The following is a 22656-nucleotide window of genomic DNA, read 5'->3' as shown; positions in this document are numbered from 1 at the left end:
TTCTTCTCCTTAACGTAGCGTTTTCGGCAAACAACCGTAGTGCTGCCGGAAACGGGCGGTGAAACGAGAGCTGGAAAGATACCCACATTGTAATGCGATTTCGCCAATCGGTAATCGGGTTGACTGTAGCTGCGACAAAGCAATGGCCATCCTCACCTCCTCGACAATCTGGCGAAAACTCTGCGACTCCTCGCGTAACCGCCTGCGCAGCGTCGGTACGCTTAATGCGAGACGGCTGGCGACGTCCTGCGCGGTCCAGGCTCTGGCGGGCGACAGCATAATGAACTGCCGCACCTGCTCGGTCAGGTTACTGCTCCGCTCAACAAGCAGCGGACCTGCCATGCCGTCATGCAGCAAGGCCAGCAACAGACCGAAGGCCTGATGCTTTTGCAGCGCCTCCGGTAACTCCTGACGCACGGCGTGCAGCAGGTTATCCCACATAAACGCCAGCCCTTCGCTCAGCGGAGCACAAAGCGAATGCAGCGTAGTGCGCGGCCAGGATTTCAGGTAATGCGTCTTAAACTCGGCGACGATCTCCGGGGACAACATCAGCAAATCCGAGTGAAACAGACCGTTTACAGGCTGATTGATAATCTCCATCGCCGTATTGGCCGGGATAATAATCAGCTCATCCCGGGTTGCCACCAGTCGATTGTCGTCCTGCACAATCACCTTGCTGCCATGCGTGATATGACAAATGGCCGGAAAAAAGAGCTTAACCTGGTGCAGGCGATGCATTTTGCTGGCGGTCACTTCACCCGCCGTCAGGTGTTTATGTCGAAAATGGAACTCCTGCACCGGTTCATCCTTATCTGCTGTAGGTTGCGGTTAACTGCGCCTTTGCCAGAACGTGACTATTAAGCATAAAGCCGACCAGCGCGCCGCTGGCATTTTTGTCGACAGGCAGTTTATCCACGTCCAGCGCCCAGACGGTAATCTGATAACGGTGAGGCTTATCTCCTGCGGGCGGACATGCGCCGCCGAATCCAGAATAACCGAAATCATTACGCCCCTGCACCGCACCGGCAGGTAATTTCTCGCCATTAGGGTTTCCGGCCCCAGCGGGCAGCGTCGCTGTCTTCGCGGGAATATTGGCTACGGTCCAGTGCCACCAGCCGCTGCCGGTGGGGGCATCCGGGTCATAGACCGTAACGGCAAAACTTTGCGTACCGGCGGGCGGGCTTTTCCACGCCAGTTGCGGGGACTGGTTACCGCCGTGGCAGCCGAATCCCTCGAATACCTGCGGCTGCGCTAAATGGCGCTCGCCGGAAATATCCTGACTGGTGATGCTGAAAGGCGTTGCCGCTGAAACCTGAAAACTGATTGCCGCCAGAGCGGCTAATGCGATCACACTTCGCTTTTTCATGGGTGCTCCCTCTGCTGTACCGGAAGCCCCACTGTAATGCCGGCTGCAATATCGTAATGTGCTTAAGCGATTTGATTTTGTGCCGAAACGCTCAACGGCATCCGCAGATGATTGCGCCTGGCTGAATGTGCTACTCTACGCGCCATCTCCCTGAAATCGACAGAACAGCAAATAATGGATTTGCCAACAAGCTGGCAGATGGTTGAAATGTACGGTAACGACGTTACCAGCGGCATTCTTCGGGCCGTCAATGCTATGATGATCGATATCCTTGCGACAATGGCACGACAAGATTATGAAACCCGCCGTAAACGCCAGGCACAGGGGATCGAAAGAGCAAAACAGGCAGGCTTGTATACGGGAAAAGAAAAAGATATGGAAGCCCGTGATACAGTGCGTGAAATGCTGGCGCAGAATGTTAAACCAGCCCACATCATGAAAGCTGCAGATATCAGCCGTGCAACGTTCTACCGCATCAAGAAGGAGTTAGTAAACTAATTATATTTGAATTAGATCGGAATAATGCTCTCGGATATGACCGCCCGCCCTGAGCAAGGTGCAGATATTGCATACTTTCTTTTGGTCATGCGAGTGTAAATATCCCGCTGAATATAGCATATTCCATAGTCAGGTCTCCTTAACCACATTATCATCATTGGCTTCATAAACTATATAATCGTTATCACCTGTGTACTGGCATTTTTGTTCTTCCAAATATCCATCTGCGAGATACAGAACCCGGTCGGCAGAGGCAATGGTTTCCGGGCGATGGGCAACCAGCAGGACAGGTAGCCCCAACTGGCGTAGTGTCTGGCTTATCTGTATTTCACTCTCAACATCAAGGTGGCTGGTCGCTTCGTCCAGTAACAAAAACCCCGGTTGTTTGTACAACGCTCTTGCCAGCAAAATACGTTGCTTTTGCCCTCCGGAGAGTACACCACCGGTTTCACCGATTAATGTCTGATATCCCATCGGCATTGCCATGATATCAGTGTCAATTAGCGCCAGACGGGCGCACTGGATCATTCTTTCCTGATTGCGGTCTTCGCTGAAGAAAATGATGTTATCTGCAATGGATCCTCTGAAAAGGTGATCATCCTGCAATACGGTACCAATCCGCCGTCGTACCTGAAAATAATCGGGGTGCGTTTGCGGTATGCCAAATGTTCTGATTGTCCCTTCATCAGGAATATGAATTCCCAGGATAAGTTTTACCAGCGTCGATTTTCCGCACCCAGATTTACCCGTAATGGCCACTACTTCACCTGGCTGAAGCACCAGTGAAATTCCGCGAAGTATCGGTTTGTTCCCACCCTTGTGGCTGAATACGATGTGCTCGATAGATAACGGGGGATGAGCTTTCGGAGTCCCACTGACTACGGAGGTAATGACAGAAGTACTGACATCTTCATGAACGGACCGTTGCTGATGCCCTTCTGTTTGGGTTAGCACAATGTCAGCCAGACGCTCATTATAAACATCAAGCATTCGCCAGGAAAAAAACTTGTCAGTAAGGCTGCTAATACTCGAAGAAAACCGCATCTGATAAGACAAATAGGCAACCAACATACCGACAGTAAAAGTGCCATTCATCACCTCGCCAGCACCTTTCCACAAAATAACCGCCGATACCACACTGCCGGTCAAGGTGTGCGCAATGTCATAGCACATCAGCAGACGACTCTGGCGCAACTGCGTATTTCTCCGGGTGACGTTGAGATTCAGCCAGGCGGCTTCCCGAAATGCAGTCACACCGTTTATTCTCAGGCTTAGGATCCCGTTAAGGGTTTCAAGAAAATATCCTGATTCCCTGGCACCAGCATCCCAAGCGTCTTCTGCAGACTGTCGAAGAGACGGATACCAGAGCACTCTCAGCACGCCGTAGATGACGGCTGCCAGTACCGCTATCAGCGTCATTTCAGGACTGTATAACAACATCATACAGAGTGCAGTCACCACAAGCAGCACATCCAGAATGCCTTCAAGTACCTGCGTGGTCAGCGCCTGCTGGATGGTATCTACCGCATCAAAACGCGCGTTAATACTCCCCTTACTGCGTGCATCGTACCAGGAGAGAGGGAGACGGACCAGATGATGGAACACCCGGGCAGTCCACTGCATATTAAAATTAACAGACAGGGTGAGACTGGCCCACTGACGGGCCAGCGACAGCAGCATCTGGGTAAGTGACAGCAACAACAGGGCGATGATAATAACGGTCAACAGGCTTCGATCGGCGGCAACCAGGACCTCATCAATCACCAACTGGTTGAGAAGAGGACTTCCTAATGTCAGTATCTCCAGTGCCAGGGCAAAAACGATGATGCGTGACATTGCCGCCAGCAGGCCGGGTGTTTTTCCTGTCAGCTGGCGCAGACGAATTTTCTTTCTTTCATCCCTGGCGGTGAAATCGCTGGCTGGCATCAGCTCCAGCGCGACGCCGGTGAAGTGCTTCCCTGCGTCCGTCAGGGAAATTGTCACCTTCCCCTTATCGGGATCATGTATAACCAGCCTGCTACCGCGAACCTTATGAAGTACAACGAAATGATTCATGTTCCAGTGGAGAATACAGGGTAAAGAAAGAGACTTCAGGTCTTCCGGCTCCAGCCTGACGGCGCGGGAAGACAAATGGATACCGGCTGCACATTCAATCAGTCTCTGCAGGGTCATTCCCTGAGTACTGATACTGAAGCGTTCACGGAGCGTGGGTAGATCCGTCTGCAGACCGTGCCAGCTGGCCATCATTGCCAGACACGCCAGTCCACACTCCGCTGACTCTGTCTGGCGGATGAGGGGAAGCCGTCTTTTCCCTGTCCAGTTCAGTGATCCCATTACAGTTTTCCTTTCAGGCTCCAGAGCGGTTCTGTAAGCCACTCCCACAAATGACGCGTATCCAAGCTGACGTCCCCCTCAAGGGTCATACCGGGTCGAAGAGGTTCTTTTTTTCCATAAGCCAGAATAAAAGTATTCTCAGGTTCGACAATGACACGGTAGTGCCCTTCATTCTCCTTCCAGGTGACAGGGGATACGGAGATTAAATCTGACGGCGTCAGCGTTGTACGGCTTATCTCTCGAATAGTCCCGTACTGAACACCAAACTTCTGATAGGGGAAAGCGGCGAATCGGAGGGCGACACGTTGCCCCGGCTGGACGAAGCCAGCGTTCTGACTGGTGGCATAGAGTTCTATCTGCAGACGAGCATTGTCGGGGACAAGCGTCATGACAGGTTCAGATGCCCTGACCGACTGTCCCTGTCTGACCAGAACGGCGGCAACGGTTCCGGATACTGGAGCGGTCAGCGTAAAATGCTCCTGTCCGGCCAGTTCATCCTGCTGTTGTCTTATACCCTGCAACTGCCTGTCCAGTTCAGCTTTCCGGCTTTCGCCCTGTACGATGAGATGGGTAAGATCATCTTCAGCAGACTCCATTGCTGTGTGTAGTTGCAGAAGCCCCTGACGTTGATCCTCAACGTTTTGCTGTGCCGTGGAGACGTCAATCTGTTTCTGCTGGTATTCGATATCAGAAACGTAATGCGTGCCGGCAAGTTTTTTATAGCGCTCCATGACGGACACAGCCAGCGCAACCTGATGCTCGGCAAGCGACAAACGCTGCTCTGCACTGTTAATCTGAGGTTTCAGGGAGACAATTCGCTGTTGTATGGCTTGCTGCTGCTGACTGTTGTCACGCAATTCCAGAGCCTGTTGAGAAGACAGCATGGCATATTGAGTTCTCAAGGATATGCTCATGGCAGCCAGCGTACCTGTGCCCTGTTCGTTATAATGCTCGCCGCTGATATGGTAAACGGACTCACCAGCAATGACGTGCTGACCTTCTGAAACAGTCTGTCGGGTGACGTACCCTGCATATTGAGGTGTTATTTTCACCAGTCCGGATGAAGGCATAACGATGCCTGTAAGATGTGCCTTGCGAGTATAGCTACCTAAATAAACGAATAATGCGACGCTCAGAACCAAGAATATTGTAGTAACGGCGCATACTGACATGCCGAATGAAGCGGGTAAAACAATATCTCCGTACCCGGTATCATTATGATGATTTAATGCTTCCTCCCTGAATATACTCATAGTTATAAAACGTTCTGAATATTTAACAATATAACAAACCCATTCATGCCTGAGTGTATCAATATAGGATAGAAAAGAGATTTGCTTTTTATTTTAACCGCGAACAATAACATCGAAACAAAAAACAGAATGATCTGATCCAGCATATCATAATACTGTCCATGCATTAGACAAAAAAACAAAGATGTTATTACACACGGAATAACCAGATTCTTCCGGTAAATTGAGCATGCAACTTCGAAGGCACATCCTCTGTAGATAATTTCCTCATAATAGGGTACTACTATTGTCATCACTAAAACTGTGATCCAGTTTATCTGTGATGGTTCGTAATGGTATAAATAGTCTCTGTAGCAATAAACAGCAAGTTGTATAAAAATAATTATAAGAAATGACGCAGCTGAAAATTTTACTGAGGCTGGGCTTGCACTTACTTTTATTCGACACCCAGGGATATTTTTCAGGCAAAACAAATAAACGAAAGTAGAAATTAGAATCTCTGTAATGAAAACAATAGTAAAAGCTGTGTCCAGCCCGACATAACGCAGCGTAAAGGCTGGGGATAGAGTTACAATGGTTGATATAATAACCACTACAAGAAAAACGATAGTGCTTTGTTTACTATATATAAACTGGCTCGTACGCTCATTCATTACAAGGGCGTCACTTTATGAAAGTTTTTATTTTTGCTAAAATCATATCAGTAAATTTAGCAGTGGAAAACAAGGTGATCAATGTAATTATTATCTTTGAAAACTCCTCAGGAAAGGAAAACCAAGATAGGTCAATAATGGAGGAGCCACTTAATAGCGCAAAACCCAGTAATAAACTTAAGATAAAAGACATTATTTTAATAACCATTGTAGCATCCTCCGTTGATACTTACTTATCGGCTACAGGTACCACCAAAGTTACCTCCTGAACAATTACTGGAACCAGCTTTGCTTCCCCCTCCGTTACCATTTCCACCACCGGAGAGACACTGGCCAACAACTGCTCCACCAATAGTTCCTCTGGCCATTCCAACAAGGCCACCTTTGATTGCACCACCTACCATCCCACTGAAGACAGCATCACCACATTTAGCTGTGCTTGGGTCACTGTAAATATGTGTCGGTGCATTCCGTCCCAGAGTGTTACGTGCTCCAGTTTGAGATTGTTTGTTGTAGTTGTGTTCATGGTCGCCAGAGTTTCCACCACCACTGACCAGTTCTATTTCACTTAAAGTTAATTCTCTGATATTTGACATAAAAATCCCTCTTTTCCATTTTAACATAAAGTGCTATTTCACTATCACACGACAGAAATGTATGGATAAAGTGAATTTATGTAAATAAATGTAAATGCAGCTGACCTACTCCCCGTTGATTAATATACCCCGATGTTAGTTATTTCTTCATAAGCCACATGAGGACATCCCCATGAAGAAGCGTGTTTCCGACGATCAGATCATCAGTATTCTTCGCGAAGCGGAAGCCGGAGTTTCTGCCCGTGAGCTCTGCCGTAAGCACGCCCTTTCCGACGCCACTTTCTACACCTGGCGCAAAAAGTTTGGTGGCATGGAAGTTCCTGAGGTGAAGCGGCTCAAATCTCTTGAAGAGGAGAACGCCCGCCTCAGGAAGCTACTCGCCGAAGCCATGCTGGATAAGGAGGCGCTTCAGGTGGCTCTGGGTCGAAAGTACTGACGCCAAGCCAGAAGCGGGAAGTCGTTGAGTTTATGTGTGATGCGACCGGTCTGTCGCAACGTCGTGCCTGCAGGCTTACAGGTTTGTCCCTTTCGACCTGCCGCTATGAGGCTCAGCGTCCGGCAGTTGATGCGCATTTATCAGGGCGCAACACTGAGCTGGCACTGGAGCGCAGGCGTTTTGGCTACCGCCGAATCTGGCAGCGGTTGCGTCGGGAGGGCCTTCACGTCAATCACAAGCGGGTATACCGTATTTACCACCTTAATGGACTGAGCGTAAAAGGCAGACGACGCCGTAAAGGGCTGGCAACCGAACGGTTTTCGCTTCTGCGCCCGAATGCGCCGAACCTAACTTGGTCGATGGATTTTGTTATGGACGCACTGGCTAACGGTCGGAGGATCAAGTGCCTGACCTGTGTAGATGATTTCACGAAGGAGTGTCTGACGATCACCGCTGCTTTCGGTATTTCAGGCGTTCAGGTCACGCGTATTCTTGACAGCATCGCGCTGTTTAGGGGCTATCCGGCGACAATAAGAACCGATCAGGGCCCGGAATTTACCTGCCGCGCGCTCGATCAATAGGCCTTTGAGCATGGTGTGGAACTACGGCTTATCCAGCCAGGTAAGCCAACGCAGAACGGATTTATTGGGAGTTTTAACGGACGCTTTCGCGATGAGTGTCTGAATGAACACGGGTTCAGCGATATTCTTCATTCCCTGAAAACGATTAATGACTGGCGGCAGGATTATAACGAGTGCCGTCCCCATTCATCGCTGGATTACCAGACACCAGCTGAATTCGCAACGGACTGGCGAAACAGGAAATATGAAGAAAAACCAACCGATATTACTAACTGAAGGTTGTATCTAAACCTGGGGGTAGATCAGTTGTGCTTTCAGAATTGTATTGCGACTTATCCGATCTAAACTTTCGACTGTAAGCCATGAATCGTTAGCGACTTCCCCCTCTTTAACTGCCTCGATAAATGCGCCTAAACTGCCCTTTTCAAGATGCTTAGATTTAAACGCAGACAATCCGGCATCGATGATTTCAACAAGCTCTAAACCGTTTTCATGTGCTACCCTACGCGCCGTTTCCAACTGTCGTTGCAATGATGAACGTTTTGCCTGTTTATCACTTGACCAACGTATATAACTATACAGTTTGCGTTTTTCCATGGGAGTACCTAATGAATACATCAGAAGAAAGCCAAAAAACAGATTTTACAAGGTTTTCCCGTTTAGTGTTAACCAAAGGGCGCGAGAAATCATTACTGCGCCGCCATCCCTGGGTCTTTTCCGGCGCGGTTGCCCGTATGGAAGGCAAAGCCAGCCTCGGTGAAACCATTGATATTGTTGACCATCAGGGGAAATGGTTAGCGCGAGGCGCCTACTCGCCAGCGTCCCAGATCCGTGCTCGCGTCTGGACCTTCGATAAAGATGAAACCATTGATATCGACTTCTTCGTCCGCCGCCTGCAGCAGGCGCAGCAGTGGCGCGACTGGCTGGCAAAGCGCGACGGTCTGGACAGCTACCGCCTGATTGCAGGTGAATCCGACGGCCTGCCGGGCGTCACCATAGACCGCTTCGGTAACTTCCTCGTGCTGCAGCTCCTGAGCGCAGGGGCGGAATACCAGCGTGCCGCGCTGATTAGCGCGCTGCAAACCCTGTTCCCTGAATGCGCTATCTACGACCGCAGCGATGTGGCGGTGCGCAAAAAAGAAGGCATGGAGCTGACTCAGGGGCCCGTAACTGGCGAGCTGCCGCCTGCCCTGCTGCCAATTGAAGAGCACGGCATGAAACTGCTGGTGGATATTCAGGGCGGGCACAAAACGGGTTACTACCTTGACCAGCGCGACAGCCGTCTTGCTACGCGTCAGTACGTTGCAGACAAACGCGTGCTGAACTGCTTCTCCTACACCGGCGGTTTTGCCGTTTCGGCGCTGATGGGAGGCTGTGCTCAGGTGGTCAGCGTGGACACCTCGCAGGAAGCGCTGGACGTGGCAAAACAGAACGTCGAGCTAAACAAGCTGGACTTGAGCAAAGCGGAGTTTGTTCGCGATGATGTGTTCAAGCTGCTGCGTAAATATCGCGATCAGGGCGAGAAGTTCGACGTCATCGTGATGGATCCGCCAAAGTTTGTGGAAAACAAAAGCCAGCTGATGGGCGCGTGCCGCGGGTATAAAGATATCAACATGCTGGCTATCCAGCTGCTGAATCCGGGCGGGGTTCTGCTCACCTTCTCCTGCTCCGGCCTGATGACCACCGATTTATTCCAAAAAATCATCGCCGATGCCGCAATAGATGCCGGGCGTGATGTACAATTTATAGAGCAGTTCCGTCAGGCAGCCGATCACCCCGTGATTGCTACCTACCCGGAAGGACTGTATCTGAAAGGGTTTGCCTGTCGCGTCATGTAACTTGAAAAGAGAAATATTGCCCACACGTAATGTGTAAGTAGTGTTTCCCGGGAGGTGACTATGATTGCCAGCAAATTCGGTATCGGCCAGCAGGTCCGCCACACTTTGCTAGGGTATTTGGGTGTGGTCGTGGATATCGACCCGGAGTATTCCCTTGATGAACCGTCAGCAGACGAGCTGGCGGTGAACGCAGAGCTTCGCGCTGCGCCCTGGTACCATGTGGTGATGGAAGGTGACGACGGACAACCCGTTCATACCTACCTTGCCGAAGCGCAGCTGAGTAGCGAGCTGCAGGAAGAGCATCCGGAACAACCCACGATGGATGAACTTGCTCAGACTATCCGCAAACAGTTACAGGCTCCGCGCCTGCGGAACTAAGCGTGTAAAAAAAGCCCGATGACGGGCTTTTTTTTATTATTTCGCCAGACCCAGTCTGGGAATATCGATCGCCGGACAGCGATCCATGACGACCTTCAATCCCGCATCACGCGCCAGCACGGCGGCCTGCTCGTTAATTACACCTAACTGCATCCACAGCGTTTTCGCCCCTACGGCGATAGCGTCCTGCGCCACTTCCCATGCAGCCTCGGAATTACGGAAGACATCGACCATATCGATTTTTTCCGGCACGTCAGCGAGCGTGGCGTAACCCTGCTGACCCAGCAATGTTTTCCCCGCCACTTTTGGCGACACCGGGATAACGTGATAGCCCTGATCGAGAAGGTATTTCATCACCCGATAGCTTGGACGGTCGGGTTTATCGCTCGCGCCCACCAGCGCAATGGTACGCGTGGATGTCAGAATCTCGGCAATATCGTTCTCTTTCATGGTTTTTCTCCTGGCTTTTTTAAAAGTGTACGCCAAAGCGCACATCTCAACCATCCATCCCATACAGTTGTATGAGGGCAAAACGGCGAAATATGTCTATATGTTAGTAAACGTGATTATAGAAAGATTTAGATACATTAATGCGGCGAAAGGATTTCTGACGGGAGCCTTCTATGAAAACCGGTATTGCCACTGCTCTGATTGCGTTAGTGATGCCGGTCTGCGTATTTGCCACCACGCTCCGGCTTTCTGGCGATATTGATCTCCTGGTACTGGACGGAAAAAAGGTCTCCAGCTCGTTATTGCGCGGTGCTGACAGCATTGAATTAGATAACGGGCCGCATCAGCTGGTGTTCCGGGTCGAAAAATCGATCGGCCTGAACAACCATGAGCAACGGATGTACATCTCTCCGCCGCTGATTGTCAGCTTTAACACCCGGCAAATCAGTCAGGTGAACATTACCCTGCCTCGCCTTGAAACGGAGAAGGAATCAGCGGCCTTTGACGCCTCGCCGCGCGTTGAGCTGCTGGACGGGAACGCGATGCCGATTCCGGTGAAGCTGGATATTCTGGCATTGACCCACTCCCCGAAAAGCCCGGACTACGAGGCCGCGACGCAGGTCTATAACAAAGCCGGCAAACGTGCCTCCCTTCCGCAGTTTGCCACCATGATGGCGGACGACAGTACGCTGTTATCCGGCGTCTCGGAACTGGACGTTATTCCGCCGCAGTCCCAGACGCTGACGGAACAGCGTCTTAAATTCTGGTTCCAGCAGGCCGATCCCGACACGCGGGCCCGCTTTTTACAGTGGGCAAAGCAGCAACCTTCATCATAAGCCACATTTTTTACGCCTTTCTCTTGCAGGGTCAGGCGGTTCCCGTCATCGTGTAGTCAGTTAACCTGATGGAAATGATTATGGAACTGACAACACGCACGCTGCCTGAACGTAAACACATTGCGCTGGTGGCGCACGATCACTGTAAACAAATGCTGCTTAACTGGGTTCGCCGCCATCAGCCGTTGCTGCAAAAGCACGCCCTCTCGGCGACCGGTACCACCGGTAACCTGATCCAGCGCGAAACGGGCCTGGAGGTGAATGCGATGCTGAGCGGCCCGATGGGCGGCGATCAGCAGGTCGGCGCGCAAATTTCCGAAGGGAAAATTGATGTGCTGATCTTCTTCTGGGATCCGCTGAACGCGGTTCCGCACGATCCGGACGTCAAAGCGCTGCTGCGCCTGGCGACGGTGTGGAATATTCCGGTGGCGACGAACCTGTCGACGGCGGATTTCATCATTGAATCGCCGCAGTTTAACTCGCCGGTTGAGATCCTTATTCCGGACTATCAGCGCTATCTGTCCGAAAGACTGAAGTAGCTTTTTTGCCGGGCGGCGGCTACGCCTTACCCGGCCTGGAAAATCTTGCCTGACATCGTTATGGTTTACGCGCTACCGGCACATCAATACTCTTCAGGATATCGACAAACACGGATGGCTCTTCTTTATTGAACAGCAGCCACACGCGATGACGTGCGCGGGTGATGGCCACGTACAGCAAACGCCGCTCTTCGGCGTCCGGAAAGTCTTCCGGCACCGGCAGCAGGGCCTCTTCCATGACCGACTCGCGAGCCGGGGCCGGGAAACCGTCGCTGCCCTCTTTCAGCCCCACCACAATCACATAATCGGCCTGCTGCCCTTTGCTGGCGTGAATGGTCATAAATTCAAGCTGCAGTTTCGGCCAACGGGTGGCGGCTTTTTCCAGCGCCGCGGGTTTAAGGTGATGGTAGCGCGCAAGCACAAGGATTCGCTCATTGGGCTTCGCATAGCCGCTGAGCTTGTCCAGCAGCGGCTCCAGCTGATCATCCGCCAGCAGGGTGACCGCTTTTTTATCCCCCGGGCGCAGGCTATTGAGCGGCTTTGCCAGCTGATGCGGGTTCTGCTGGATAAAGCGGTTGGCGATCTCACCAATTCGTGAATTGAAGCGGTATGTCGTGTCCAGATCGCTGCGGTCACCCTCGCCAAAATAGTGGTGGAACGCGGTCGTCAGTGAAAGCTGCGCCCCGCTGAAGCGGTAGATGGCCTGCCAGTCGTCCCCCACCGCAAACAGCGAGGTATGTTTATTTTGCGCCCGCAGCGCCGAGAGCAGTGCAGCACGCTGGGGTGAGATGTCCTGAAACTCATCCACCAGAATATGTTTCCATGGGCTGACAAAGCGCCCCTTCTCAAGAATGATGATAGCCTGATGGATCAAACCGGAGAAATCGACGGCATTTTCCTCTTTCAGCGCGGTTTTCCAGCCTTTCAGCAGCGGAGCCATCAGCTTGACCCGCTTCGAAAACAGATCGCGGATCGCCTCCGGCGCGCTTTCAATCATCTCTGCCTGTGAGCCGCCGTGCATTCGCATCAGGCTGACCCAGCGGTCAAGTCGCGAGCCGAGCCGACGCGCCAGTTTTTCATCCTGCCAGAAACTGCCCTCCGGCACCTCCCAGTTGAGTTCCTCCTCCAGCCACTGGCGCCACCCTTTCGCCTGCGCCTTTTTCTCACTGCACTGCTGACGCCACGTTTTAATAAACAACGCCTGCCGCGCCTGCGCGTCGTTTTCCAGTTTACTGATGGCAGGCACTTTTTTGCTGCCCTGCTGAATGATATGCAGCGCGAGGGCATGGAAGGTTCTGGCCGTGATATCCCGGGTGTGCAGGCGTTCCTGGATACGTTCATCCATCTCCTGTGCCGCCTTGCGGCCAAAGGCCAGAAGCAGGATCTGCTCGGCAACGGCCTCCCCGGTGGTGAGAAGCCAGCCCGCACGCGCCACCAGCACCGACGTTTTACCGCTTCCGGCCCCCGCCAGCACCAGCAGCGACTGCTCGCCGTTGACCACCGCGCGCGCCTGAGCAGGGTTGAGCGGTGAAGATTCCACCGTGCTGAAAAAGTCGGCGTATTGGGTGAGCATGGCGTCTGTCCAGGCCTGATTATGCGCCAGCCGGCTTTTATCCATATCGTTCAGCCAGGCCTGACACTGACGCCAGGCGTCGCGACAGTTGTCGAACTCATCAAGACGCGTCACGGAGAGCGGCAGCGCCGAGAGCGCCTGCCGGATCTTTTGCTGTAGCCCGGCGGTCTGCTGACGTGTCAGCCACGTTTGTTGCGCGTTGCTATGGGCAATATCGTCCAGCACCTGCTGCAGTACCTGAGCGGCAATGACGCTCATGTCGTGACTCCACTGCTGCCAGAGCGCGTTCAGGTGATGATGGAAACGCTGGGTTTCCGCCCACTCGGTGCCGTGAAGACGCACGACTTTATCGTCAGGCAGAACAAACTCCAGCTCGCCCCACACCAGCCCGCGCTTGCAGTGAATAGCCAGAAGCTGATTAAACGGAATAAGGTATTCGTGGCGTTCTCCGGTAACTTTCACCCCAGCATTGAGCAGAACAACTCTGTCATAGGGGTGTTGCGCCAGGCGTTTGCCTAATGAAGTTGCTTTCAGTTCCATGTCCCGCCAAATCCACGAAGAGATAATTTACCTGACAGTTTAACTGCCAGTTTTAAGGTGCTCCAGCCTAAAAAAACGTTACAATCATTGGGCGTTAATTTTATCGAAAGGAAGTGAGGGTTTATGCGTACCGTTCTGAATGTGTTGAATTTTGTGCTGGGCGGTTTTGCCACCACCCTTTCCTGGCTTTTTGCCACGCTGGTGAGCATCGTCCTGATTTTCACGCTTCCCCTGACTCGTTCCTGCTGGGAAATCACGAAACTCTCGTTCATCCCCTACGGTAACGAAGCTATCCACGTAGACGAACTGAACCCGGAGAGCAAGAGCGCCCTGATGAATACGGGGGGAACTTTGCTGAACATTCTGTGGCTGATTTTCTTCGGCTGGTGGCTGTGCATCATGCATATTTTTGCCGGTATTGCGCAGTGCATCTCAATAATTGGTATTCCGGTCGGGCTCGCAAACTTTAAGATCGCCGCCATCGCCCTTTGGCCCGTCGGTCGCAGGGTGGTTCCGGTCGAAGTGGCCCAGGCGGCGCGTGAAGCGAACGCACGTCGTCGTTTTCAGTAAATAAGGACTGGCCGCGTTTATGCTAAGCCCACTGCTTCGCCGTTATACCTGGAACAGCGCCTGGCTCTACAACGTCAGGATTTTTATCGCGCTTTGCGGCACGGCTGCCCTGCCGTGGTGGCTGAATGATGTGAAACTCACCATCCCGCTCACGTTGGGGGTGGTGGCCGGAGCGCTGGCGGATCTGGACGATCGCCTGGCTGGCCGTTTGCGTAACCTGGTGATTACGCTCGTCTGTTTTTTTATCGCCTCCGCGTCCGTTGAGTTGCTCTTTCCCTGGCCCTGGCTGTTTGCCCTGGGCCTTACGCTTTCAACCAGCGGGTTTATTTTGCTGGGCGGTCTGGGGCAGCGCTATGCCACTATCGCCTTCGGTGCCTTGCTCATCGCCATCTATACCATGCTGGGAGTGTCACTTTACGACCAATGGTATCAGCAGCCGGTTCTGCTCTTGCTGGGGGCCATCTGGTATAACCTGCTGACGTTAACCGGGCATCTGATCTTCCCGGTTCGCCCTCTGCAGGATAATCTCGCCCGCAGCTTTGAGCAGTTAGCCCACTATCTGGAACTGAAATCCCGACTGTTCGACCCGGATATCGAGGAAGAAAGCCAGGCGCCGCTTTACGATCTGGCGCTGGCCAACGGCCAACTGGTCGCCACCCTAAACCAGACGAAAGCCTCGCTGCTTACCCGTCTGCGCGGGGATCGCGGCCAGCGCGGAACGCGAAGGACCTTACACTACTATTTTGCTGCTCAGGATATTCATGAACGCGCCAGCTCTTCGCACGTTCAGTACGCCGCTCTGCGCGAGAAGTTCCGCTACAGCGACGTGATGTTCCGCTTCCAGCGCCTGCTGTCCATGCAGTCTCAGGCATGCCAGCAGCTCGCACGATCCATTCTGCTGCGCACGCCCTATCAGCATGACTCACGCTTCGAACGGGTATTTAGCCATCTTGATGCGGCGCTCGACCGCGTGCAGGCCAGTGGAACGTCACCGGAACAGATCAAAGCGCTGGGTTTTCTGCTGAACAACCTGCGGGCGATTGATGCACAGCTGGCGACGATTGAGTCCGAGCAGGCGATGGCAATGCCGGGCAATGAGATAGACAACCAGCTCGCTGATGACAGCGTGCATGGCGTTAGCGATATGTGGCTGCGGCTGAGCCGCAATTTTACGCCGGAGTCGGCGCTGTTTCGCCACGCGGTGCGAATGTCCGTGGTCTTATGCGTGGGGTATGCTTTTATCCAGATAACCGGTTTGCACCACGGCTACTGGATCCTGCTGACCAGCCTGTTCGTCTGCCAGCCGAACTATAACGCCACCCGACACCGCCTGGCGCTGCGCATTATCGGCACGCTGGTCGGCGTCGCAATCGGCCTTCCGGTGCTCTATTTCGTGCCGTCTATTGAAGGACAGCTGATCCTGATCGTGATCACCGGCGTGTTGTTCTTCGCGTTTCGCAACGTACAGTACGCTCATGCCACCATGTTCATCACGCTGCTGGTTCTGCTCTGCTTTAACCTGCTGGGTGAAGGTTTCGAGGTCGCCCTGCCCCGTGTGATCGATACCCTTATTGGCTGCGCCATCGCCTGGGCCGCGGTCAGCTTTATCTGGCCGGACTGGCGTTTCCGTAACTTACCGCGCGTGTTAGACAGGGCCATGAACGCCAACTGTCGATATCTGGATGCCATCCTTGAGCAATACCATCAGGGTCGCGATAACCGTCTGGCTTACCGTATAGCCCGCCGCGATGCGCACAACAGCGATGCCGAGCTGGCCTCGGTCGTCTCCAACATGTCAACGGAGCCGCGCGCCACGGCGGAGATCCGTGAGACGGCTTTCCGGCTGCTCTGCCTGAACCATACCTTCACGAGCTATATTTCGACGCTGGGTGCCCACCGCGAGAAACTGACCAACCCGGGTATCCTCAGCCTGCTGGATGACGCGGTCTGTTATGTCGATGACGCTTTGCATCACCGGCCAGCCGATGAACCGCGCGTGAGACAAGCGCTGGATGAACTGACGCAACGTATAGCGCATCTGGAGCCCGGAAACGACAGCAAAGCGCCTCTGGTGTTACAGCAGATTGGCCTGCTCATCGCCTTGCTGCCTGAAATTTGCCGGCTGCAACAGCAAATCGCTACCTTGAGGAGTGATTTTCCTGTGGCGCAGGCAGCGCATTAAACCACTCCGTCAACTCCCGGCGAATGCCGGCCGGGAGTGCCGCCTCATGTAGCCCTTCAATAGCCCCTTCCAGCGCGAAAAGCACTTTGATACTAAGCGCTTTATTTTTCGCCCGCATTTTCAGCCAGCTCTCCCTGGCACCAAGCGCCCGCAGCGTTTCTTCGTTGGCAATGCCCGCTTCAAGGAGCAACACTTCCAGCTGAAAGGTCAGGTTTGGCAGATCTTTAAGTCGATTGCGCTGATGGCGCTGATAACGCTCTTTTCTCGCCGCATTGAGCGCGAACGAAGAGAGCTGAAGCAGACGCTCCCTGTCCTGCCATAACCCGTCATCCACCCGGTAATAGTTGAGAAGCACCGGGCGACCCCGCTTCATCAGGGTCAAAAAAGACGCAGCATTTTTTACACAGTATTTGGCGCTTTCTTCACAGGCTCGGAGGTAAAGCTCGCCATCTGACACCATGGCAAAAACCGCGTCATCCACCGCCAGGGTATAGCCGCCGAACAGCGCACGATGATGAATTTCACCCAGCGGTGAGAGGTATTCCTGGGATTTATAAATCCGTTCATAAGATATCTTTTTCATGATATTTCCCTTCAAAATCATAAAGTAACAACGAAGTTTCTTACTAGCGGATCCGTTAGCAGGAAAATAGGCAACTTAGCGTCGTTGAGCAAGATGATTTTTCGAAGGGCATCAATATTGAATGAATTTTGCGAGTCGCTTTCCGAAAATGAGGTTGATCTTTATGCATACAGGGGTTACTGTATATTCATACAGTAACTACAGGGCTGGAATGAAAATGTACACTTCAGGCTATGCAAATCGCTCAACTTCTCTCACCTCTACCGCGGGCAATGTCGCGCAAAACGCCGTTGGTGGTGCTTCGACGGGGCTTATTAGTGAAGTGGTTTATCGTGAAGACCAGCCCCTGTTGACCCAACTCCTGCTGCTGCCGCTATTACAGCAGCTTGGTCAGCAATCTCGCTGGCAACTCTGGCTGACGCCACAGCAGAAACTGAGCCGTGAATGGGTGCAGTCCGCAGGCCTGCCCCTGGCTAAGGTGATGCAGATCAACCAACTTTCACCGTGTGATACCGTCGAGTCGATGATTCGAGCGTTGCGCACCGGAAATTACAGCGTGGTGATCGGGTGGTTACCGGAAGAATTGACGGAAGAGGAACATTTTCGTCTGACCGAAGCGGCTGAAGAAGGGAATGCGATCGGGTTTATCATGCGCCCGGTTCGTCCAGATTCTTATCGCAGAGGACAACTTTCTGGGCTAAAAATTCACTCAAATTTGTATCATTGAGTGAAATTAAGATTTTTCCTGGAATTTTTTTTGACCGCAAGATGCGGTTTTAGTTCCCGGCCTCAAAATTCCGGCAAGGCTTGTCTGGTGCGGTTCTCCTTAATTTTATTGCACAAAATTCGTTCTAAAAATGTTAAATAATAGGTATACGGAACTTTTTTTTTCATATGCCTGACAGACTTCACACTTGTAAGTTTTCAGCTACGTTGTAGACTTTACATCGCCAGGGGTGCTCGGCCTAAGCCGAAGATATCGGTAGATTTATATTTGACCACGCCCCCCGGTGAAGGATTTAACCGTGATTCTCTCTTGAGACCTTCATGGCGAATTTTGGATGATAACGAGGCGCAAAAAATGAAAAAGACAGCTATCGCGATTGCAGTGGCACTGGCTGGCTTCGCTACCGTAGCGCAGGCCGCTCCGAAAGATAATACCTGGTATGCAGGTGGTAAACTGGGCTGGTCTCAGTTCCATGACACTGGCTGGTACAACAGCAGCCTGAACAACGATGGCCCTACTCACGAGAGCCAGCTTGGTGCAGGTGCGTTCGGTGGCTATCAGGTTAACCCGTATGTTGGCTTTGAAATGGGTTACGACTGGTTAGGTCGTATGCCATACAAAGGCGATACCATCAATGGCGCTTTCAAAGCTCAGGGCGTTCAGCTGACCGCTAAACTGGGTTACCCAGTAACTGACGATCTGGACGTGTACACCCGTCTGGGCGGCATGGTATGGCGTGCAGACTCCAGCAACAACATCGCTGGCGACGACCATGACACTGGCGTTTCCCCAGTATTCGCTGGTGGCGTTGAGTGGGCTATGACCCGTGACATCGCTACCCGTCTGGAATACCAGTGGGTTAACAACATCGGTGACGGTGCTACCGTTGGCGTTCGTCCAGACAACGGCATGCTGAGCGTAGGTGTTTCCTACCGTTTCGGCCAGCAGGAAGATGCAGCACCAGTTGTTGCTCCAGCGCCGGCTCCAGCTCCAGAAGTACAGACCAAGCACTTCACTCTGAAGTCTGACGTTCTGTTCAACTTCAACAAAGCGACCCTGAAACCAGAAGGTCAGCAGGCACTGGATCAGCTGTACACCCAGCTGAGCAACCTGGATCCTAAAGACGGTTCTGTAGTGGTTCTGGGCTTCACCGACCGCATCGGTTCTGACGCTTACAACCAGAAACTGTCTGAGAAACGTGCTCAGTCTGTTGTTGATTACCTGATCTCTAAAGGTATCCCAGCTAACAAGATCTCCCCACGTGGTATGGGCGAATCTAACCCAGTTACTGGCAACACCTGTGACAACGTTAAAGCTCGCGCTGCACTGATCGACTGCCTGGCACCAGATCGTCGCGTAGAGATCGAAGTTAAAGGCGTTAAAGACGTTGTAACTCAGCCAGCGGCATAAGTTATCGTCTTATAAAAAAAACCCCGCCATGCGGGGTTTTTTATTGTCTTAAGAAAACAAAAATCTACTTTTTGCCCAACAACGCCTGAAGGTCGTTTTTCAGCGACGACATCTGGTTAGCGTACTTCTCTTTATGTTCGGCATCCTCAATCAACTGCACGATGGTTTCCGACAGGGTCTTACCACGCCGTTGCGCCAGCCCAGCCAGACGCTGCCAGACCACGAATTCAAGATCGATGGACTTTTTCCGGGTATGCTGATGCTCAGCATTAAAATGCCGTTTACGTCGCGCGCGGATAGTTTGCTTCATCCGGTTTAGCAACGCAGGATTAATGTGCTTCTCAATCCAGCCATTAACCTGTACCGGTTCATTTTCGAGGGTCAGCAAAATATCCACGGCTTCTTGCGCAGCGCTGGCTTCGATGTAGCAGGTGATCAGCTCCCCTTCACGGTGCTTTTTGACCAGGTACTTCCATTTCCAGCCGCTTTCGAGATTTTCCAGTTGTTGATATTTCATTGCGATCTCAGTGTTACCACGTAACTCTGTTCAGAATATCAGTTTTTTAGCAATCTGCTGAAAAGAAATCATATCCTGTGAGTGAATGCGGCCAATCCGCCTGCTGAAATACCCGATCCTGCTTGGGTAGAGCCCCCCGCTTACGGTATACTCCACGCTTTTACATCTGACTAAAAAACATCAACTTTGACCATTACGAAACTAGCATGGCGTGACCTTGTTCCGGATGCCGAGAGCTATCAGGAACTGTTTGCACAGCCCGATCTCGCAAAAGAACACGAATTCATCCTTAGCGATACGCAACCACGCTTACATTATGCGCTGGAGCAGGCGTTAAGTCCGTGGGCGACATCGCCCTTCATGCTGCTGAAAGCCCCGGAAGAAGCGGAATATCTGACGCTGCTTGGGGATGCCATGCGCCAGCTGCAGCCGGACACCAACGCGGTCTTTGGCGGCCAGTATCGTATCGCGGGGAATAATATTACCTTCGAACCGGCGGGCCAGGCCGACGGTCGTTTTGCTGCTAAAGGCGAGGTGATAACCGCTAATTGGGTCGAGGCTGAACAGCTCTTTGGCTGTCTGCGCCAGTTTAACGGCGAGCTTTCCCTGCAGCCGGGGCTGGTGCATCGCGCAAACGGCGGCGTGCTCATCATCTCACTGCGCACCCTGCTCTCGCAGCCGCTGCTGTGGATGCGCCTGAAAACCATTGTGACCCAACAGCGCTTTGACTGGGTCGGTTACGATGAGTCTCGCCCTCTTCCTGTCTCCGTGCCGTCAATGCCGCTGTCGCTGACCGTCGTGCTGACGGGCGACCGCGAATCGCTGGCGGACTTCCAGGAAATGGAGCCGGAACTGGCCGAGCAGGCAGTTTACAGCGAATATGAAGACAACATCCAGATTGCCGATGCTGACGACATGGCGCAGTGGTGTCAGTGGGTGATGGCCGTGGCGGAACGTTTTGCATTGCCAACGCCTGCCGCCGACGCGTGGCCGGGTTTGATCCGTGAAGCCGTTCGCTATACCGGTGACCAGGAGACCTTGCCGCTCTGCCCGCTCTGGATCGGCAAGCAGCTGCGTGAGGTGGGTACCATCGGCGGTAACGGCGCCTTTACTGGCGAACAGCTCACCCAGATGCTGGCGCAGCGGGAGTGGCGCGAAGGCTATCTTGCTGACCGCATGCAGGATGAAATTCTGCTGGAACAAATTCTGGTCGAGACCGAAGGCGAACGCGTCGGTCAGATTAACGCCCTGTCGGTGATTGAATTTCCCGGCCATCCGCGCGCGTTCGGTGAACCGTCCCGTATCAGCTGCGTTGTGCATATTGGCGATGGCGAGTTTACCGATATTGAACGCAAAGCCGAGCTGGGCGGAAACATTCACGCCAAAGGCATGATGATCATGCAGGCGTTTTTGATGTCCGAGCTGCAGCTCGAGCAGCAAATCCCCTTCTCCGCCTCGCTGACGTTCGAACAGTCCTACAGCGAAGTGGATGGCGATAGCGCCTCTATGGCAGAGCTGTGCGCCTTAATCAGCGCCCTGGCGGACGTGCCGATCAACCAGAATATTGCCATCACCGGTTCGGTCGATCAGTTTGGTCGTGCTCAGCCCGTTGGCGGTCTGAACGAAAAAATTGAAGGCTTCTTCTCTATTTGTCAGCAGCGTGGTTTAAACGGCAAACAGGGGGTGATTATTCCCGCGCCCAACGTACGCCATCTCAGCCTGAGCCAGGATATTCTGGACGCGGTTGAACAGGAACAATTCGCCATCTGGGCAATCGAAGGGATTGAGGATGCACTACCCTTACTGACAAACCTGGTATGGGATGGCGAGGGGCAGACGACCCTGATGCAGACTATCCAGGAGCGCATTGCTCAGGCGACACAGCAGGATGCTCGTCATCGTTATCCATGGCCGTTACGCTGGCTGGGTTGGTTGAGTTCGAACTGATCGGACTTGTTCAGCGTACACGTGTTAGCTATCCTGCGTCCTTCACTAAAATAAGGCTTACTGAGAACATGGTAGATAAACGCGAATCCTATACAAAAGAAGACCTTCTTGCCTCTGGTCGCGGAGAACTGTTTGGCGCGAAAGGCCCACAGTTACCGGCCCCGAACATGCTGATGATGGACCGTGTCGTGAAAATGACCGAAACCGGCGGCAACTTCGATAAGGGTTACGTAGAAGCAGAACTCGATATCAACCCGGACCTGTGGTTCTTCGGTTGCCACTTTATTGGCGATCCGGTAATGCCTGGCTGCCTGGGCCTGGATGCCATGTGGCAGCTGGTTGGCTTCTATCTGGGCTGGCTGGGTGGTGAAGGTAAAGGCCGCGCGCTGGGCGTGGGCGAAGTGAAATTCACCGGTCAGGTTCTGCCTACGGCGAAGAAAGTGACTTATCGTATTCACTTCAAGCGCATCGTTAACCGTCGCCTGATTATGGGCCTGGCAGATGGCGAAGTGCTGGTAGACGGTCGTCTGATCTATACCGCTAACGACCTGAAAGTGGGTCTGTTCCAGGATACCTCTGCTTTCTGATAACGGCTTTTAGCCCCATCCAGAAAGGCGAAACCTCCGCAGTGCGGAGGTTTCTTTTTTTAAAGAGACGTTATCAGGCTATAAGTGCCCTGTCGCCGATGGCTTCTCGCCAGCCTCCCAGCCATTGTGACCTTTGGTTTATCGTCTGATAAGGACACATTTCTTTCGAACGTCCAGCGATGCCGGCCTGATAACCACGTTGATGAGCCCGTTCCAGGCGATCTCGTTTCTGTCTCTTCATGCCTCGTTTCCCTCATTCTTT

22 protein-coding genes and 2 pseudogenes are annotated in these 22656 nt (G+C 52.7%); 12 read left to right on the top strand and 12 right to left on the bottom strand.

Annotation, left to right across the window (positions count from 1 at the left end; translation table 11 throughout):
- Nucleotides 1–9: 9 nt before the first annotated feature.
- Nucleotides 10–798, bottom strand: a complete 789-nt coding sequence (locus ACR42C_RS08240; protein WP_479984999.1) for a helix-turn-helix transcriptional regulator — start codon at nt 796–798, stop codon at nt 10–12.
- A 10-nt stretch (nt 799–808) separates the two neighbouring features.
- The gene (locus tag ACR42C_RS08235) at nt 809–1366 is read right to left on the bottom strand and encodes a kinase inhibitor (protein ID WP_320720222.1); all 558 of its coding nucleotides are present in this window, start codon (nt 1364–1366) and stop codon (nt 809–811) included.
- 174 nt (nt 1367–1540) lie between these two features.
- Between ACR42C_RS08235 and ACR42C_RS08230 the strand changes: the two are divergent.
- A pseudogene (locus ACR42C_RS08230) lies at nt 1541–1864 on the top strand (recombinase family protein); the annotation flags it as partial.
- A 129-nt stretch (nt 1865–1993) separates the two neighbouring features.
- Here the strand turns inward: ACR42C_RS08230 and ACR42C_RS08225 are convergent.
- From ACR42C_RS08225 to ACR42C_RS08210, 4 genes are all read right to left on the bottom strand, one after another.
- A complete protein-coding gene (locus ACR42C_RS08225) occupies nt 1994–4198 on the bottom strand; it encodes a peptidase domain-containing ABC transporter (protein WP_479984998.1) in 2205 nt (734 codons plus the stop codon).
- Nucleotides 4198–5451, bottom strand: a complete 1254-nt coding sequence (locus tag ACR42C_RS08220) for an HlyD family secretion protein (RefSeq protein WP_320720218.1) — start codon at nt 5449–5451, stop codon at nt 4198–4200. The genes ACR42C_RS08225 and ACR42C_RS08220 overlap by 1 nt, the downstream gene beginning before the upstream one ends.
- A 2-nt stretch (nt 5452–5453) precedes the next feature.
- Nucleotides 5454–5744, bottom strand: a complete 291-nt coding sequence (locus tag ACR42C_RS08215; protein ID WP_479985182.1) for a CPBP family intramembrane glutamic endopeptidase — start codon at nt 5742–5744, stop codon at nt 5454–5456.
- Between the two features lie 593 nt (nt 5745–6337).
- The gene (locus tag ACR42C_RS08210; RefSeq protein ID WP_479984997.1) at nt 6338–6700 is read right to left on the bottom strand and encodes a hypothetical protein; all 363 of its coding nucleotides are present in this window, start codon (nt 6698–6700) and stop codon (nt 6338–6340) included.
- A gap of 172 nt (nt 6701–6872) precedes the next feature.
- Here ACR42C_RS08210 and ACR42C_RS08205 point away from each other — a divergent pair.
- Nucleotides 6873–7993, top strand: a pseudogene (locus tag ACR42C_RS08205) (IS3 family transposase).
- Between the two features lie 9 nt (nt 7994–8002).
- Here the strand turns inward: ACR42C_RS08205 and ACR42C_RS08200 are convergent.
- Nucleotides 8003–8314, bottom strand: a complete 312-nt coding sequence (locus ACR42C_RS08200) for a recombinase family protein (RefSeq protein WP_479984996.1) — start codon at nt 8312–8314, stop codon at nt 8003–8005.
- 11 nt (nt 8315–8325) lie between these two features.
- Here ACR42C_RS08200 and rlmI point away from each other — a divergent pair, with 11 nt between their 5' ends.
- Both rlmI and hspQ read left to right on the top strand, forming a co-directional pair.
- Nucleotides 8326–9555: a 23S rRNA (cytosine(1962)-C(5))-methyltransferase RlmI gene (rlmI, locus tag ACR42C_RS08195; protein ID WP_116340890.1), complete on the top strand. Its 1230-nt coding sequence runs from the start codon at nt 8326–8328 to the stop codon at nt 9553–9555.
- Nucleotides 9556–9615: 60 nt separating this feature from the next.
- A complete protein-coding gene (gene hspQ, locus ACR42C_RS08190) occupies nt 9616–9933 on the top strand; it encodes a heat shock protein HspQ (RefSeq protein WP_008499919.1) in 318 nt (105 codons plus the stop codon).
- Nucleotides 9934–9969: 36 nt separating this feature from the next.
- On the opposite strand, the gene ACR42C_RS08185 is transcribed toward hspQ, so the two are convergent.
- Nucleotides 9970–10383, bottom strand: coding sequence for a CoA-binding protein (locus ACR42C_RS08185; protein ID WP_028012609.1), 414 nt, complete (start codon nt 10381–10383; stop codon nt 9970–9972).
- A gap of 173 nt (nt 10384–10556) precedes the next feature.
- Between ACR42C_RS08185 and csgI the strand changes: the two genes are divergently transcribed.
- Together csgI and mgsA are read left to right on the top strand one after the other, a co-directional pair.
- Nucleotides 10557–11219 carry a curli synthesis inhibitor gene (gene csgI / locus ACR42C_RS08180; RefSeq protein WP_116340894.1) on the top strand — a complete coding sequence of 221 codons (663 nt, stop codon included), beginning with the start codon at nt 10557–10559 and terminating at the stop codon, nt 11217–11219.
- An 80-nt stretch (nt 11220–11299) separates the two neighbouring features.
- Nucleotides 11300–11758, top strand: coding sequence for a methylglyoxal synthase (gene mgsA, locus ACR42C_RS08175; protein WP_116340896.1), 459 nt, complete (start codon nt 11300–11302; stop codon nt 11756–11758).
- A gap of 58 nt (nt 11759–11816) precedes the next feature.
- Here the strand turns inward: mgsA and helD are convergent, their stop codons facing one another.
- Nucleotides 11817–13871 carry a DNA helicase IV gene (gene helD / locus ACR42C_RS08170; protein WP_320720212.1) on the bottom strand — a complete coding sequence of 685 codons (2055 nt, stop codon included), beginning with the start codon at nt 13869–13871 and terminating at the stop codon, nt 11817–11819.
- A gap of 123 nt (nt 13872–13994) precedes the next feature.
- Here helD and ACR42C_RS08165 point away from each other — a divergent pair, with 123 nt between their 5' ends.
- Entirely contained in the window at nt 13995–14441 is a 447-nt protein-coding gene (locus tag ACR42C_RS08165) for a YccF domain-containing protein (protein WP_302220859.1), read from the top strand.
- A 19-nt stretch (nt 14442–14460) separates the two neighbouring features.
- Nucleotides 14461–16623 carry a YccS family putative transporter gene (yccS, locus tag ACR42C_RS08160; RefSeq protein WP_233002307.1) on the top strand — a complete coding sequence of 721 codons (2163 nt, stop codon included), beginning with the start codon at nt 14461–14463 and terminating at the stop codon, nt 16621–16623.
- On the opposite strand, the gene ACR42C_RS08155 is transcribed toward yccS, so the two are convergent.
- Complete coding sequence (locus tag ACR42C_RS08155) at nt 16580–17206, bottom strand: TfoX/Sxy family DNA transformation protein (protein WP_316380061.1); 627 nt, start codon at nt 17204–17206, stop codon at nt 16580–16582. The genes yccS and ACR42C_RS08155 overlap by 44 nt on opposite strands.
- Before the next feature lie 217 nt (nt 17207–17423).
- Between ACR42C_RS08155 and sulA the strand changes: the two genes are divergently transcribed.
- Nucleotides 17424–17933 carry an SOS-induced cell division inhibitor SulA gene (sulA, locus tag ACR42C_RS08150; RefSeq protein WP_116340904.1) on the top strand — a complete coding sequence of 170 codons (510 nt, stop codon included), beginning with the start codon at nt 17424–17426 and terminating at the stop codon, nt 17931–17933.
- 354 nt (nt 17934–18287) lie between these two features.
- Nucleotides 18288–19343 (top strand): porin OmpA, encoded by a 1056-nt coding sequence (gene ompA, locus ACR42C_RS08145; protein WP_108780329.1) that lies wholly within the window; start codon nt 18288–18290, stop codon nt 19341–19343.
- Between the two features lie 64 nt (nt 19344–19407).
- Here the strand turns inward: ompA and matP are convergent, their stop codons facing one another.
- On the bottom strand, nt 19408–19860 hold the full coding sequence (gene matP / locus ACR42C_RS08140) for a macrodomain Ter protein MatP (protein WP_023332611.1): 453 nt from the start codon (nt 19858–19860) through the stop codon (nt 19408–19410).
- Nucleotides 19861–20046: 186 nt separating this feature from the next.
- On the opposite strand from matP, the gene ACR42C_RS08135 reads away from it, so the two are divergent.
- Together ACR42C_RS08135 and fabA are read left to right on the top strand one after the other, a co-directional pair.
- Complete coding sequence (locus ACR42C_RS08135) at nt 20047–21807, top strand: AAA family ATPase (protein ID WP_479984995.1); 1761 nt, start codon at nt 20047–20049, stop codon at nt 21805–21807.
- 68 nt (nt 21808–21875) lie between these two features.
- A complete protein-coding gene (fabA, locus tag ACR42C_RS08130; protein WP_000227926.1) occupies nt 21876–22394 on the top strand; it encodes a bifunctional 3-hydroxydecanoyl-ACP dehydratase/trans-2-decenoyl-ACP isomerase in 519 nt (172 codons plus the stop codon).
- Nucleotides 22395–22467: 73 nt separating this feature from the next.
- On the opposite strand, the gene rmf is transcribed toward fabA, so the two are convergent.
- Nucleotides 22468–22635, bottom strand: coding sequence for a ribosome modulation factor (gene rmf / locus ACR42C_RS08125; RefSeq protein ID WP_013097261.1), 168 nt, complete (start codon nt 22633–22635; stop codon nt 22468–22470).
- Nucleotides 22636–22656: the final 21 nt, after the last annotated feature.

The organism is Enterobacter sp. MG-EB028 (assembly GCF_056673305.1).
The sequence above is the reverse complement of the archived record's forward strand: the minus strand, read 5'-3'. Positions and strand labels throughout refer to the sequence as shown.